A 14,533-nucleotide genomic window follows, 5' to 3' on the forward strand; every position below is an offset into this window, starting at 1 on the left:
GTGTCAACGAGTTTGCTTTTCAATCAGATCGGCAGATACGAAACCCTATCGCCTGTCGGACGTGCCGGATCATGGGGTGGGCGCAGCAAAAGTGCGTTTGCTTGCGCCAGTACGCTTAGCAACGAACTGTCCTGATCCGCACAGGCTTTGATACCCGAGTCATCCACAACGGCGCGCATGTAGTGCTCGCGCTGACCGTTTTCACCGATCGCTTCGGCCAACCGAGCCGTTCGAAATGGGGGCAGGGCCTCCGCAATACCCAGCATTCGTCGGATCATCGGGGCAAGAAACAGATAGCCGCAGACCATGGCGCTGACCGGGTTGCCCGGAAGACCGACCATGGCCGAACCGTTGATCCGACCGGCCATCAAAGGTTTGCCGGGTCGCATGCGGATTTTGTAGAAGGAGCGTTCCATCCCAAGCCCTTGCGAGACGTCCTTGACCAGATCGTAGTCACCAACCGAAGCGCCGCCGATTGTCACCACCAGATCAGCCCCTTCCGCCAGACCGAACGCCGTTTCAAGTGATGAAACCGTATCCTTCGCGATCGGCAGCACCCTCACATGTGCCCCAACATCTTCCAGCAACGCTTTGAGACCAAACGTATTTGACGCGATGATCTGATCGGGGCCAGGGGTGTCTCCGGGCATCACCAGTTCGTCGCCGGTCGATATTAGCGCAACGATTGGTTTGCGCGTGACCGGCACCGTTGCGATGTTCATGGCGGCCATCAATGCCACGTCTTCAGCGCGCAATAGGCGCGGTGCTGTGATTTCTGTTCCGGCTTTGAAATCTACCCCGGCGGGACGGATATTTGTTTTGGCGCCCGGCTCTTCGGTAATGGTCAGCAAGTCGCCCCGCCGATCGGTGTCTTCTTGAATGACGACAAAATCGGCACCATCGGGTATCGGCGCTCCGGTAAAAATCCGAACCGCTTGTCCGGGACCCACGGCTCCAGCAAAGCGATTGCCTGCAGCCGACTCTCCGATGACCTTGAACATGGCGTGCAGTTCAACCTCGGTGGCCTTTACGGCATACCCATCCATCGAAGATGCCGCAAACGGGGGTTGGTCGCGCAGCGCGCACACGTGTTGCGCCAGAACCCGACCTGCAGCGTCGGTCAGAGGGACCGCTTCGACGGGCAGACGATCCACCAGATCAAAAAGCAGCGCGCGGGCATCCTCGACGGTAATCATTCCGCCTCGTAACGCCCTGATTTGCCGCCGTCTTTCAGAAGAACGCGGATGCCACCGATTTCCATTGCCTTATCCACCGCCTTGATCATGTCATAGACGGTCAGGGCAGCGGTTGATACTGCGGTCAAAGCCTCCATTTCAACGCCGGTCTGACCGGTGGTCTTGACCGTAGCCTCGATCTGGACACCCGGAAGCTGTGGGTCCAGCGTCAGATCGACAGCAACGCGCGTGACTGGCAGAGGATGGCACAGGGGGATCAGATCCGGCGTTTTCTTGGCGCCCATGATCCCGGCTAGGCGGGCAACGCCCAGTACATCGCCTTTCTTGGCGCGACCTTCCGATATGATTTCAAACGTTTCCGATGCCATCTTGACGTGTCCGGCAGCGACGGCGACGCGGTCGGTGACGTCTTTGTCGGACACATCTACCATATGCGCCTGGCCTTGTGCATCGAAATGGGTCAGTGGCATCACATCACTCCGGGTACAAGCGGATTGGCAAGCAACGCGCGGGTCGCCGCCGAGACGTCAGCCTGCCGCATCAGGCTTTCACCGATCAGAAAACAGCGTGCGCCATAGCGGGCGATATCGGCCAGATCAGCAGGCGTGCTCAACCCGCTTTCACACACGATGGTTCGATCCGCAGGAACCAGCTTGGACAGATGGCGGGTTGTATCAAGAGTGGTCTTGAACGTCTTGAGATTGCGGTTGTTTATCCCGATCAACGGGCTTTTCAGATCGGTTGCGCGTTGCAACTCAGCCTCATCATGCACCTCAATCAGAACGTCCATGCCCCAATCAAATGCGGTTTGTTCCAACTCGGCCGCCTGCGCGTCGCTCACCGAGGCCATGATGATCAGGATGCAGTCCGCACCCAGCGCGCGCGCTTCGACAACCTGATAGGGGTCATACATGAAATCCTTGCGCAGAGCTGGCAGTCCCGTCGCCTCGCGCGCTGCGGTCAGATAGTCCTTCGCGCCCTGAAAGCTAGGCGTGTCCGTCAAAACCGAAAGGCAAGCCGCGCCGCCATCTTCATAGGCTTTGGCCAGGGTCGGCGGATCGAAGTCAGCCCGGATCAAACCCTTGGAGGGGCTGGCCTTTTTCACTTCGGCGATCAACCCATAGCCACTGCGAGTGGCCTTGTGCAGCGCCTCGGCAAACCCGCGTGTCTCAGGCGCGCTGCTGGCCTCAGACTCCAACGTTTCCAAAGACTTCTCGGCCTTGTCTGCCGCGATTTCTTCCAGTTTGTAGGCTTTGATCTTGTCGAGTACGGTCTCGGTCATTCGGCTTCCTGTGTAATGCGGGCCAAGGTGGTAATCTTGTCTTTGGCTTTGCCGCTATCGATGCTCTCGGCCGCCAACTGGACCCCTTCGCGAAGGTCCGCGGCGGCGTCTGCCACAACAAGGGCAGCCGCCGAATTCAGCAAGACCGCGTCGCGATAGGCCGAGGGCGCACCGTCCAGAAGCGCGCGGAACGCCTGAGCGTTTTCTTGGGGCGTACCGCCGATAATGTCCTCGAACGGGTGAACGGGCAGGCCCGCATCTTCGGGGTGCAGTTCTGTTTCTTTGACGGTTCCATCTTCGACCGAGGCCACCCAACTGACGCCGGTGATGGTCAGCTCGTCGGTTCCATCCGAACCGTGCACCAGCCAGGCATGTTCCGCCCCCAGCAAACCTAGGGTTTCCGCCATCGGTCTGATCAGATCGCGGCTGAAAGCCCCGGTCAACTGACGCGTGACCCCGGCGGGGTTGGTCAGCGGCCCGAGTATATTGAATATCGTGCGTGTACCCAACTCCTGCCGCGACGGCATGACATGCGCGATGGCGGGATGATGTATCGGGGCCATCATGAACCCTATCCCCGCCTCTTGCAGAGCTTTTTCAACGGTTTGCGGGCCGACCATAACGTTGATGCCCAGCTGCCCCAACGCGTCAGCGGCCCCGGATTTCGAGCTGAGATTGCGGTTGCCGTGCTTTGCCACCGTGACCCCGGCACCCGCGACCACAAAGGCCGTTGCGGTCGAGATGTTCAGGGTGCCCTTGCCATCTCCTCCAGTACCGACGATGTCCATCGCGCCGTCGGGCGCTTTGACCGCGTGGCATTTTGATCGCATCACAGCAGCCGCAGCGGCGAACTCGTCAACGGTTTCGCCCCGTGTACGCATCGCCATCAGAAGCCCGCCAATCTGGCTGGGGGTCGCCTCGCCTTCGAACAGAATGTCAAAGGCTTGTTCCGCTTCGGCGCGTGTCAATGGTCGGTCGGCCGCAGCACCGATCAGCGGTTTCAGGGCGTCACTCATGCGGGGACTTTCATTTCGTTCAGGAAGTTCTTGAGCAGGGCGTGCCCATGCTCGGAAGCGATGGATTCGGGGTGAAACTGTACGCCGTGGATTGGCAGGTCTTTGTGTTGCAGTCCCATGATGGTGCCATCTTGCAATTCCGCCGTGATTTCAAGGCAGTCCGGCAGCGTCTCGCGGTCGACGATCAGCGAGTGATAGCGGGTCGCTTCAAACGGCGAGGGCAGCCCGGCGAAGACGCCTTTGCCGTTATGGTTCATCGTGCCCATCTTGCCGTGCACGATCTCGTGGCACCGAACGACCTTGCCTCCGAACGCCTGGCCGATTGTCTGATGACCCAGACAGACGCCCATAAGGGGTGTCTGCGTTTCAGCTGCGGCTTCGGTCAAGGCAAGGCAAATTCCGGCCTGATCGGGATCGCACGGACCAGGGCTGAGCAGTATCCCGGCAGGATTCATCGCCATCGCTTCCTGCACGTCCAGCGCATCATTGCGTCGGACGACCATTTCGGCCCCCAGCTCGCCCAGATAGTGTACCAGGTTGTAGGTAAACGAGTCATAGTTGTCGATCAGCAGCAGCATTTGAGCTCTTATCTTCACTTGGGCATTTCAGGCTGGCGATGCAGCCCCGGGCCACGGTATAATGTCGGGACATACATGCTCAGGCTTGCAGGGCAGCGTCAAGAGGACATCCGTCCGGGACGTGTGCAAGTGAGTGCCGCACCAGATGGCGCAGGGGTATGTGAGGCAGGAAACAACGCGAGAGGCAGGTTTTCGATGGGCGGATTTTACGGTGGAATGATCGCCGGGACAGTTTCGGTTCTGGCCCTTGGTGCGGTGTTGTCGCTGAACACACCGCTGACCGGCAAACCGCAAGTCGCTGCGACCGCGCCCGACGTTGCGGACGCACCAGCTACGCCTTCTTCTTCGGAAGATGTCCAGATTCAGGGCAAGGACGCCGACCTGGTCGAGCGGCCCGCGCAGTCGCCGACCGAACCGAAGGCTGAGTCCGACACGTTGGCCGGTTTGGACGGAATCGAGCTACAACCGGATGAACTGCCTGAAGCCGTTACGCTGCCGGCCGAGATCGAAGCTCCCTCTGCGGCTGACGTACCTGCGGCAGTGGCTGCGCCGGATACCGCGATAGTTTCTTCGGAACCAGCCCCTGTCGGATCCGCGCCGACAGAGGATTCAGCACCCGGCCTGACGGCGGACAGCCTGCAACCGCCCGAGCCGAGACCAGCACCCGAACCAGAGGTTGCCGAAGCTCCAGCGCCGGAGGTTGTGGAAGCGCCTGCACCAGAGTTACAGCCGAACCCACAGCCCGAGCCCCCATCTGACGCACCGGACACCCAGGTTGCCGTGTTGCGACCCGAGCCGGAACCCGAGGTGGATGAGGACGTTTCGGTCGAGGATAATCCCATCGCCGTCGAGGGGGACGAGGATACTCTACCCCGAAACCAGCCTCGTATCCTGACTTTGCCCGAAGCTCCGACAGAACAATCGGGCCCATCCGGAACGCTGGTAGGCAAGCGTGTAATTCCTTTGACCGAACGCGACGATCCACCTGAAGAGCAAGCCGAAGCGCAGCCTGAAACCTCTGGCAAGCCGATCGAGGAATATGCTGCCGATTTCGATAACCCGGAGTCCAAGCCGCTGATGTCGATCATTCTGATTGATGACGAGGGCGCCTATGGCGCTGAGGCTCTGAAGGATTTTCCCTATCCCATCAGCTTTGCCGTCAGCCCCACCGACCCGGACGCCGCCGAAAAGATGGCCCGCCACCGAGAGGCCGGTTTCGAGGTCATGGCGCTTGTCGATATGCATCAGGCTGCAAATGCACAGGATGCCGAGGTGTCGCTGTCCGTATGGCTGGACACGTTGCATCAGACGGTTGGAATTCTCGAAGGTGTCGATACCGGTATCCAGGGCAACCGCAAACTGGCCGATCAGGTCGCTGCAATCGCAGGCGATACCGGACGCGGTCTGGTGACGCAGGACAGCGGTCTGAATACCGTGCAGAAACTTGCTGCGCGCAACGGCGTGCCTTCAAGTGTTGTGTTCCGCGATTTCGACGGTGCGCGTCAGGATGCCAAGGTCATGCGCCGCTTTCTGGATCAAGCGGCGTTTCGCGCCGGGCAGGAAGGCGCGGTTGTGATGATGGGTCGCTTGCGCCCCGAGACGATCTCGGCACTGTTGCTGTGGGGGCTTGAGGATCGCGGCAACCGCGTCGCGATGGCACCAATCTCGGCCGTTATGAAAAGCGAGGTCGAACAGGGCGCCAACGCGCTGGAATACTAGGTCCAAGGGCGGCACAACTGCCGCCCGTTTTCATCCATTCCCGTTGCCGGTGAACCGCGCAGCATCTGCCGCCGCGCGTCGTATGGCGTTGGATTTGTGCACGGTTTCCATATATTCCGCCTCGGGGTCGCTGTCATAGACGACGCCGCCGCCTGCCTGAATATAAAGTTTGCGATCCTTCACGATGGCTGTGCGCAACGCGATGCACATGTCCATGTCGCCACCGGCGCTGAAATAGCCAACACCGCCGCCGTAGACGCCACGCTTTTCCGGTTCCAGCTCGTCAATGATTTCCATCGCACGCACCTTGGGTGCGCCCGAGACGGTGCCCGCAGGCATGCCCGCAAAAAACGCATCCAGTGCGTCTTTGTCCTCGGACAGTTCACCGACAACATTTGATACGATGTGCATGACGTGGCTATAGCGTTCGATGATGAACTTTTCCGTGGGATGGACGGTCCCGATATTTGACACGCGGCCGGTATCGTTCCGCCCCAAATCAAGCAGCATCAGATGCTCGGCCAGTTCCTTCTTGTCGGTCAGCAGATCGGCTTCGTTGGCGCGATCCTCTTCCGGCGTGGCACCGCGGGGACGGGTGCCGGCGATAGGGCGAATGGTCACTTCGTCGCCAAAGACGCGCACCAGAATTTCGGGGCTGGCGCCCACGACCTGAAAGCCGCCGAAGTTGAAATAGAACATGAACGGCGAAGGGTTGGTACGGCGCAACGATCGATAGAGTGCAAATGGCGGCTGCGGGAAATCCTGCGACCAGCGCTGCGCGGGAACAACCTGAAAGATGTCACCCGCGCGGATATATTCCTTGGCCTTTTCAACAGCTTCCATATAGCCGGACTTGGTGAAGTTCGATTCAGGAGGCGCGACTTCGCGCGATTCACCCAGATCGCGGGTTTCGGCAGGCATCGCGCGTTCCAGATCGCGCACCGCGTCCATGACGCGTTCTGCAGCCTGCGCATAGGCTGCCTTTGCCGATTGTCCGTCGGCCACCCAGGCAGGGGAAACAACGGTAGCCTCACCCTTAACGCCGTCCAGAACGGCGATAACAGAGGGGCGCAACATGATGGCATCCGGCAGGCCCAGCGGGTCCGGGTTCACGTCTGGCAGGTGTTCGACCAGGCGCACCATGTCATAGCCCAGATACCCGAACAGACCGGCGGCGGCTTGCGGCAGATCATCGGGCAGGGCGATGCGCGACTCGGCCAGAAGGCTGCGCAGATTGTCCATCGGGTTACCGTCTTGCGGCACGAACCCTTCGGCGTCGAAGCGGGCCGACCGGTTGATGGCCGAAGCTTCTCCTTGGCAGCGCCAGATCAGGTCCGGCTTCATCCCGATGATCGAATAACGTCCGCGCACCTCGCCACCGGTGACCGATTCCAGCATAAACGCGTCCTTTTGCGCGCCGGTCAGCTTGAGCATCAGCGATACAGGCGTATCCAGATCGGCGGCAAGGCGGGTAAAGACAACCTGATTTTCGCCTGCCTCGTAGGCGCGCGCGAAATTGTCGAAATCGGGGGTCAGGGCCATGGACGCTCTCGGTTAGTAACTTGCCTGCACGGCGTTCAGTGCCTGTTGATCCACCACCGGACGCGCACGGGTCTGCGTATCAAGCACGTAGGCATCAAAGATGTTCTGTGCCAGCGCCTGATTCAATTGCGCTGCCAGTGCGTCTTGCATCTGTCGCTGCTCGTCGGTTTCTGCCGGTGGAAGAACCTCGTCCAGACGAACGATCAGAGCGGTGCTGTCGCCGGGGACAACCCGAATATCGCCCGGTTCCATTTCGAACACCTGAGTCATGAATTCAGCGGGTACATCTTCCAGAAAAGCGGTGCGGGTCAGCGCGTTCTCGACACGGAAGGGCAGACCGGTTGCCGTGAAATCGCCATCGGTAACCAACTGGGTCAGAACAGATCCTGCCTGCGCTTCCAAGGCTTTTGCAACTTCGGTCTGCGTCCACGCTTGGATGACGCGGTCACGGGCGCTGTCCAACGGCTCGGGCCGTGGGTCGAGAACTTCGTTCAGGCGCAGGGCAAAGATCGAGCCGTCCTCAAGAAACGCGACTTCGGGGAAATCGCCATCCTGAACGGCTTCGGCAACCGAGCGGAAACCGTCATAGGCCGCCACACCCTGATCGCTTTGCTGGGTCCAGTCGATCTGGCCCAGTTCCATGTCGGTTTCGCCAACCAGCTCTTCCAGAGTTGCGCCCCCGGCGAGCAAATCGTTGATATCTTCGGACTGAGCCTCGATCTGACGGCGAGCCTGATCGGCGGCAAGCTCTTCGCGCAGTTCCGGTTCGGCGTCTTCCAGGGTCACGATGTTTTCGGCCAGCGAACCGTTTATCCGAAACAGCGCGGGGCCGAATGTCGAGGGCAGCGGGCCGACGACGTCATCGATCTCGGCCGCAAAAACCTCATCGGCGGCTTCGCCCAGATCCTCGCGGGTCACGTCGCCCAGATCGACATCACTTAGCTCAAGCTCGCGCGCTCGGACCAGTTGTTCGAACGTTGTCCCGCCGACCTCTAGCTGGGCCAGCGCCTCGGTCGCGGCGGTATCGTCGGGAAACACCAGACGTTCGACCAAGCGCCGTTCTGGCTGCTGGTACTGTTCGGCGCGCTGTTCGTAGAGGCGTTGCACCGCGTCAGCGTCAACCTCGATCGTATCCAACAGCATGTCAGGCGACAGGATCGCATAGGTCAGTTTCTTGGTGCGGGGCAGGGTAAATTGATCGGTGTTCTCGTCGTAATACGACTGCACTTGCGCATCCGTCGGTGCAGCAACTGGTGTCTCAAGCGCGTCCGCAGACAGCGTCGCGACCGTAAAGCTGCGTCGGGCCAGCACATAGTTGGCCAGTGCTTCGGTCAAGCTGCGCGGCATTTCGACACCGCTCATGACAGCACCCTGAACGATGGTGCGGGCAATTTCCTTACGCAGATCCGATTCGAAATCTGTGTCGCTCAGACCAATCTGATCCAGCTGAAAGCGATACGCCTCGCGATCAAAGGTGCCGTCAACGCCCTGAAAGGCCGGAATCTGCACGATTTCCCGTTGCAGGTTTTCATCGCCGATTGAGATGCCAAGCTGCCCAACCTCATTGTCCAGAGCGGCCAGAGCCACCAGTCGCGACAAAGCTTGCCGATCCAGCCCAAGTTCATGCGCGGTTGAAATCTGCATTGCCTGCCCGGTCTGCGCCTCGACCGCGCGAATTTCACGCTGCAATTCGCGGACATATTTGTCGACCGAGACGCTTTCGTCGCCGACCTGCGCCACGGTTCTGACCGTACCGGTCAGGCTGGTCGCGCCGAACCCTGCAAGGCCCAGCATCAAAAGGCCCATGAGTATCCAGACAAAGGTCTTTGATAGGTTTTTCATGCCTGCGGCCATGGCGCCCTCTGTGTTATGTGGTGGCAGGTGCTGCCCTGTTGGTTGCGGCCCTGAATACGACGCGCATCGCCGGGGGGCAAGGTCAGAAGGACAGTGCACTCAGTCGATCAAACAACTGTGCAATTCCTGCACGGTCGAGATTGGCGAATGCCACGCGAACCTGTCGCTTGCCGGCGGGGTCACGCGCAGGCATGAACATGGTGCCCGGGAGCAGCAGAATGCCTGCCTCTGGCACAAGACGCTGTGCCAACTGATCCGAGGCCAGGTCGAAAGGGTGTTCGAGATAGGCGAAATACGCACCCAAGCCCAGCAAGCGCCAACCTTTGGCTTCCAGCTTTGGCATGCCCTCGGCAATGGCTGCGCGGCGGTCGAGGATTTCGTCACGCTCACCCGCCACCCATTGCGACAGGTTCTGCATCCCCCACAGGGCGGCGAATTGCCCGATCTGGCTGGGGCAGATCGCTACTGTGTCCAGAAATTTTTCCATTTCGGCCAGTAGAGCGGTGCTGCTGGCGACCGCCCCCACGCGATGCCCGGTCAGCCGGTAGGCCTTGGAAAAAGAATACAGATGAACAAGCGTTTCTTGCCAGTTTTCCTGCTGGAAAAGATCGTGCGGAGGACCGCTGCGGCTGTCGAAATCGCGATAGGTTTCGTCGACGAGGAGGCGGATGCCAGCCTCGCGCGCAAGATCAAAAAAGGCACGTACCAGTTCGGCAGGGTATTCTACTCCGCCGGGATTGTTCGGCGTCACCAGCGAAATGGCGCGCGTTTTGCTGGTGATCAAAGCGCGGGCTTTTTCCGGATCGGGCAAAAGATCATCGCCGGTCGACAGGTCAACAGCTTTGACGCCGGCCATGTCCAGCCACATCTTATGATTGAAATACCAAGGGGTTGGTATGATTATCTCATCCCCTTGATCGGTAACCGCCGACACAACAGCAGAAAACGCCTGATTGCACCCCGAGGTTATGGCAACCTGATCGGCCGCGACATTTGCGGCATAGTGCTCGCCGATCTGACGTGCCAATTCCGCGCGCAGATCGGTGTTGCCCAGAACGGGACCATATAGATGCGCGCTGTCTTCGTTTATAGCGAACTCTGCCATCGCCTGCCGAAGCGCCAGCGGCGGTGGATCGACCGGCGCGGCTTGGCTGACGTTGATCAGCGGGCGGTCTGCGGGAAAGATTACACCGTCTAGCCAGCGTCGGGCCTCCATCACCGGAGGAGGGAAGGTGGCGGCGGTGCGTGTGTTGCTCATGCGTTTTTTTTGCGAGGCTCTGCCTCGCGCTCCGAGGTATTTTTGAACAGAAGAAGCCCGGATGTCAGTCTGTGCCCCTATAGGGCTCGACATATTGCAGCGCCATATCCCATGGGAAGAAGATCCAGGTGTCCTGGCTGACCTCGGTGATGAATGTATCAACCATCGGTCGGCCCTTGGGTTTGGCATACACCGTCGCGAAATGGGCGTTGGGGTACATGTCGCGCACCAGTTCAAGCGTTTTGCCGCTGTCGACCAGATCGTCGATGATCAGAACGCCGGTGCCGTCGCCCATCAGGTCGGCATCGGGGGCTTTCAATACTTCGGCCTCGCCTTGTTCCTGATGGTGGTAGGACCGCACGCTGATCGTATCCACGGTGCGAATATCCAACTCGCGACTGACGATCATGGCGGGGGCCATTCCGCCGCGCGTGATGGCAACCACGGCGCGCCACGCCCCGTCGTCCGGGCCTTGCCCATCCAGCCGCCAGGCCAGAGCGCGGGAATCCCGGTGGATCTGGTCCCAGCTTATGTGAAAGCCTTTTTCGTGGGGCAAGCGGTCTTTGGCGCTCATCGATTGTTATCCTTTTTCCACGTCCGGCGCGTCGACGGCTTTCATGCCGACGATGTGGTAGCCCGAATCCACGTGCAGATTCTCGCCCGTGACACCGCTGCTGAGATCAGACAGAAGATACAGTGCCGATTTGCCGACATCGTCGATGGTCACGTTGCGGCGTAGGGGCGAATTGTACTCGTTCCACTTCATGATATAGCGGAAATCACCGATGCCACTGGCGGCCAATGTCTTGATCGGACCCGCCGAGATCGAGTTGACGCGGATACCATCCTTGCCCAGATCTTCGGCCAGGTATTTCACCGATGCTTCCAGCGCCGCTTTGGCGACGCCCATGACATTGTAATGGGGCATGACCTGCTCGGCCCCGTAATAGGTCAGCGTGATGGCGCTGCCACCTTCGGCCATCATCTTTTCGGCGCGCTGCATCACGGCGGTAAACGAATAAACCGACACATCCATGGTCAGGTTGAAATTCGCCCGGCTGGTATCGACGTAGCGACCGCGCAATTCGTTCTTGTCCGAGAACCCGATCGCATGGACCACGAAATCCAGTTTGCCCCATTTTTCTTCCAGAGAAGTGAACAGGGCATCTATCGATGCCTCGTCGCTGACGTCACACGGAAGAACAATCTCGCTTCCCAGTTTCTCGGCTAACGGGTCAACACGTTTTTTCAGCGCGTCGCCTTGATATGAAAAGGCAAGTTCGGCTCCGGCGTCGGACAGCGCTCGGGCGATTCCCCATGCGATTGATTTATCATTGGCCAGTCCCATGATGAGGCCGCGTTTTCCGGCCATCAACTGATTTGACATGTTTGTTTCTCCGCATGTCGTCGCGTTATGTTCGGTTGGTTTATGCCATTGATTGCCCTGCATCAAGGCCATGCGCTCTTGCTCGCAGCGGGTTCTCGCCTTAGTGTCGTTAACAATTGTTTCCAGGGGATGGAAATGAACGAGCGTAGTGGCATTTTTGCTGGCGCTGATCCGTTTGAAATAACGGGTCGGTGGCTGGAAGAAGCTGAGAAAACGGAACCGAATGATCCGAATGCGATTGCGCTGGCAACCGTCGATTCCGAAGGTATGCCCAATGTCCGCATGGTGCTGCTGAAGGATATCGAACCCGCAGCCTTTGTGTTTTATACCAACTATCACAGTGCCAAAGCAGGTGAATTGGATGATGCCCACAAGGCCGCCTTTGTGATGCATTGGAAATCGTTGCGGCGTCAGGTTCGCGTTCGTGGTACAATCACCCGGGAAGACGGGCCGCAGGCGGATGAATATTACGCCTCGCGTTCTCTGAAAAGCCGGTTGGGGGCGTGGGCTTCGCACCAGTCGCAGCCGTTGGACAGTCGAACGTCGCTTATGGCCGAGGTGGCAAAGGTGACCGCCAAACTTGGCCCGAACCCGCCGCGCCCCGAATTCTGGGGTGGCTATCGGCTGACGCCAGTTGAATTCGAGTTCTGGGCGGATGGTGCGTTCCGGTTGCATGACCGGTTTCGCTGGACCCGGAACTCGCCGGACTCGGAATGGCAAGTGCAGAGGTTAAATCCATGACACTCGCGTATCGTGAAATGCAACAGCCCAGAATCAAAGAACTTTTTCGGCTTGAATTTGCGAGCCATTTGCATCAACAACGAACCCCTGACGAACTGCGCTATATCGTGATGGGAAAACAGTGCCAGAAGATCTGAACAGCATGTATCGCGTCCGTGGACACGTTAAATGGTTCGACCCCGCTAAGGGGTACGGATTTGTTGTGTCCGACGAAGGTGGTCCGGACATTCTGCTGCACGTAAACGTCCTGCGCAACTTCGGGCAGAGCTCGGTCGCTGATGGCGCCGGGATCGAGATCATGACCCATCGCACCGACCGTGGTGTGCAGGCGGTAGAGGTGGTCAGCGTCGACCCACCGGAACGCGCCGACACCATGATGCTGGCCGACTTCGCCGAGCTTGATCCGGGCGTGATTTCCGAGGCACCACTTGAGGCGGCCCGCGTAAAGTGGTTCGACAAGGGCAAGGGGTTCGGATTCGCGAATGTCTTTGGTAGCAGCGAAGATGTATTCCTGCATATCGAGGTCCTGCGCCGGTCCGGGTTGGCCGATCTGCAACCGGGCGAAGCGCTGGCGATGCGGGTCATCGATGGTAAACGGGGCCGGATGGCTGCTCAGGTTTTGGCCTGGGAGGCAGCCCTGAACGGCTGAGCCTCATGCAATGAAGAAGTTCTTCCCGGCGCTTGCGATCCTGATGGTGTGTTTCAGCGCCGCGGCCCGCGCCGAGTGCCGGGCTGACCGGGTCGAATTGCGCAACGATCAGGCCCAAGTTCGGTTTGATATCGAATTGGCAATCACGCCAGCGGAAAGATCGCGCGGTTTGATGTTTCGTCAGGAACTTCCCGCGCGGGCAGGGATGCTGTTCGTGTTCGACCCCCCGCAAAGGGTCGCGTTTTGGATGAAGAATACGCTTATCCCGTTGGACATGATTTTTACCGATCGCGCCGGGACCGTAACCCATGTGCATGAAGGTGCGGTACCGGGGGATCTTACCCCAATCAAAGGCGGCGATTCGGTATTTACCGTGCTCGAAATCAATGCCGGGCTGGCGAGCCGTTACGGTATCGGCCCTGGAACGCAATTGCGTCATGAAATTTTTTCGCAAGGTCCTGCAATTTGGCCCTGTTAGGGCTTTTCAAATCAGATCGGCGCGTTTAGGAAGGCGCACGGTCCGGGGCGTGGCGCAGTCTGGTAGCGCACCTGTTTTGGGTACAGGGGGTCGTAGGTTCGAATCCTGCCGCCCCGACCACTTCTTCTTAGATCGGCGTTCCGCCATATCTGGCGTAGAGGCGACTGAAATCCTGATCAAGCGTTTCGCTTTGCACCGGGATTCTCAGCGTTCCGCCATCTTGTTGCGGCACCAGGAAGAAAAGATCTGCGTCCACGCGATACCCAAGTTGATTTTTGGTTGATTCCAGACGGGTCACGATTTGCGGCAGCTTTTGCGGGTAGCCGTCATAAGACAGAATCAGAAAAGCTGTCGCTTCGGGCGAAAGATGCTCGCGGCATTCAAAGCTGCCTTTGCCGGTGTTTACGTAATCTTCTCCCGGCCCGGCGCAGTCTGTTTGAAACGAATTGAACATCTTTTTGGGATACTCGGCGAATTGTGCACTGCGTGATCCGGGTGGGCTGTCCTGTGATGTGCAGGACACGATCAGGGCCAGAGCAGGAATTGAACGCAACAGACGCATACCGAAACCGATTCCCAGGTGAATGAGTGTTCCTCGTTTCAACTATGGCACGCGGACCAAAGCCGAGGCGATGATTCTCTGAACTTTTCGTAAACGCTGAACTGGTTGATCTCTGGCCGCTAAGGTGGCCGAGGGAAACGAATATTCTCTCTGGTTCGAAGCCGGGTGTAAGGCGCTGCGCACGGTGGTTGGCTGTGGAGGAATCGGTTCGCGGCGGTTTTCCGCCGATTTTAGAACGGCGGTCAACAAAAAAGATTTCAAAAAACTCTGA

General features: G+C 59.0%; 15 protein-coding genes and 1 tRNA gene. 5 read left to right on the forward strand and 11 right to left on the reverse strand.

Going from position 1 to position 14,533, the window contains the following annotated elements; genetic code table 11:
* Nucleotides 1-23: 23 nt before the first annotated feature.
* The 5 genes from ACR0LX_RS00800 to ACR0LX_RS00820 are packed head-to-tail and all read right to left on the reverse strand — an operon-like array spanning nt 24 to nt 4,072.
* Nucleotides 24-1,196, reverse strand: coding sequence for a molybdopterin molybdotransferase MoeA (locus ACR0LX_RS00800; RefSeq protein WP_480782179.1), 1,173 nt, complete (start codon nt 1,194-1,196; stop codon nt 24-26).
* Nucleotides 1,193-1,666, reverse strand: a complete 474-nt coding sequence (gene moaC, locus ACR0LX_RS00805; RefSeq protein WP_480570002.1) for a cyclic pyranopterin monophosphate synthase MoaC — start codon at nt 1,664-1,666, stop codon at nt 1,193-1,195. The genes ACR0LX_RS00800 and moaC overlap by 4 nt, the downstream gene beginning before the upstream one ends.
* Nucleotides 1,666-2,478, reverse strand: a complete 813-nt coding sequence (gene trpC, locus ACR0LX_RS00810) for an indole-3-glycerol phosphate synthase TrpC (RefSeq protein ID WP_480782180.1) — start codon at nt 2,476-2,478, stop codon at nt 1,666-1,668. Before trpC ends, moaC begins: the two co-directional genes overlap by 1 nt.
* Nucleotides 2,475-3,494 (reverse strand): anthranilate phosphoribosyltransferase, encoded by a 1,020-nt coding sequence (gene trpD, locus ACR0LX_RS00815; RefSeq protein WP_480782181.1) that lies wholly within the window; start codon nt 3,492-3,494, stop codon nt 2,475-2,477. The genes trpC and trpD overlap by 4 nt, the downstream gene beginning before the upstream one ends.
* Nucleotides 3,491-4,072, reverse strand: coding sequence for an anthranilate synthase component II (locus tag ACR0LX_RS00820; RefSeq protein ID WP_480782182.1), 582 nt, complete (start codon nt 4,070-4,072; stop codon nt 3,491-3,493). The genes trpD and ACR0LX_RS00820 overlap by 4 nt, the downstream gene beginning before the upstream one ends.
* A 195-nt stretch (nt 4,073-4,267) precedes the next feature.
* On the opposite strand from ACR0LX_RS00820, the gene ACR0LX_RS00825 reads away from it, so the two are divergent.
* The gene (locus tag ACR0LX_RS00825) at nt 4,268-5,791 is read left to right on the forward strand and encodes a divergent polysaccharide deacetylase family protein (protein ID WP_480782183.1); all 1,524 of its coding nucleotides are present in this window, start codon (nt 4,268-4,270) and stop codon (nt 5,789-5,791) included.
* Nucleotides 5,792-5,821: 30 nt separating this feature from the next.
* On the opposite strand, the gene trpE is transcribed toward ACR0LX_RS00825, so the two are convergent.
* The 5 genes from trpE to fabI all read right to left on the reverse strand — a co-directional run bounded on the left by trpE (nt 5,822) and on the right by fabI (nt 11,832).
* Nucleotides 5,822-7,333, reverse strand: a complete 1,512-nt coding sequence (gene trpE / locus ACR0LX_RS00830; protein ID WP_480782184.1) for an anthranilate synthase component I — start codon at nt 7,331-7,333, stop codon at nt 5,822-5,824.
* 12 nt (nt 7,334-7,345) lie between these two features.
* Nucleotides 7,346-9,187, reverse strand: coding sequence for a peptidyl-prolyl cis-trans isomerase (locus ACR0LX_RS00835; RefSeq protein WP_480782185.1), 1,842 nt, complete (start codon nt 9,185-9,187; stop codon nt 7,346-7,348).
* Nucleotides 9,188-9,269: 82 nt separating this feature from the next.
* Nucleotides 9,270-10,445 (reverse strand): aminotransferase, encoded by a 1,176-nt coding sequence (locus ACR0LX_RS00840; RefSeq protein WP_480782186.1) that lies wholly within the window; start codon nt 10,443-10,445, stop codon nt 9,270-9,272.
* Nucleotides 10,446-10,509: 64 nt separating this feature from the next.
* Nucleotides 10,510-11,019: a xanthine phosphoribosyltransferase gene (gpt, locus tag ACR0LX_RS00845; protein WP_155147071.1), complete on the reverse strand. Its 510-nt coding sequence runs from the start codon at nt 11,017-11,019 to the stop codon at nt 10,510-10,512.
* A 6-nt stretch (nt 11,020-11,025) separates the two neighbouring features.
* Complete coding sequence (gene fabI, locus ACR0LX_RS00850) at nt 11,026-11,832, reverse strand: enoyl-ACP reductase FabI (RefSeq protein ID WP_480569979.1); 807 nt, start codon at nt 11,830-11,832, stop codon at nt 11,026-11,028.
* Between the two features lie 135 nt (nt 11,833-11,967).
* On the opposite strand from fabI, the gene pdxH reads away from it, so the two are divergent.
* The 4 genes from pdxH (at nt 11,968) to ACR0LX_RS00870 (ending at nt 13,820) form a co-directional block, all read left to right on the forward strand.
* A complete protein-coding gene (gene pdxH / locus ACR0LX_RS00855; RefSeq protein WP_480782187.1) occupies nt 11,968-12,573 on the forward strand; it encodes a pyridoxamine 5'-phosphate oxidase in 606 nt (201 codons plus the stop codon).
* A gap of 121 nt (nt 12,574-12,694) precedes the next feature.
* Nucleotides 12,695-13,222, forward strand: coding sequence for a cold-shock protein (locus ACR0LX_RS00860; protein ID WP_480569973.1), 528 nt, complete (start codon nt 12,695-12,697; stop codon nt 13,220-13,222).
* A 10-nt stretch (nt 13,223-13,232) separates the two neighbouring features.
* A complete protein-coding gene (locus ACR0LX_RS00865) occupies nt 13,233-13,700 on the forward strand; it encodes a DUF192 domain-containing protein (protein ID WP_480782188.1) in 468 nt (155 codons plus the stop codon).
* A gap of 43 nt (nt 13,701-13,743) precedes the next feature.
* Nucleotides 13,744-13,820: transfer RNA gene (locus ACR0LX_RS00870), tRNA-Pro, on the forward strand.
* A 7-nt stretch (nt 13,821-13,827) separates the two neighbouring features.
* Here the strand turns inward: ACR0LX_RS00870 and ACR0LX_RS00875 are convergent.
* Nucleotides 13,828-14,262 (reverse strand): hypothetical protein, encoded by a 435-nt coding sequence (locus ACR0LX_RS00875; RefSeq protein ID WP_480782189.1) that lies wholly within the window; start codon nt 14,260-14,262, stop codon nt 13,828-13,830.
* Nucleotides 14,263-14,533: the final 271 nt, after the last annotated feature.

The organism is Ruegeria sp. CH11 (genome assembly GCF_056537105.1).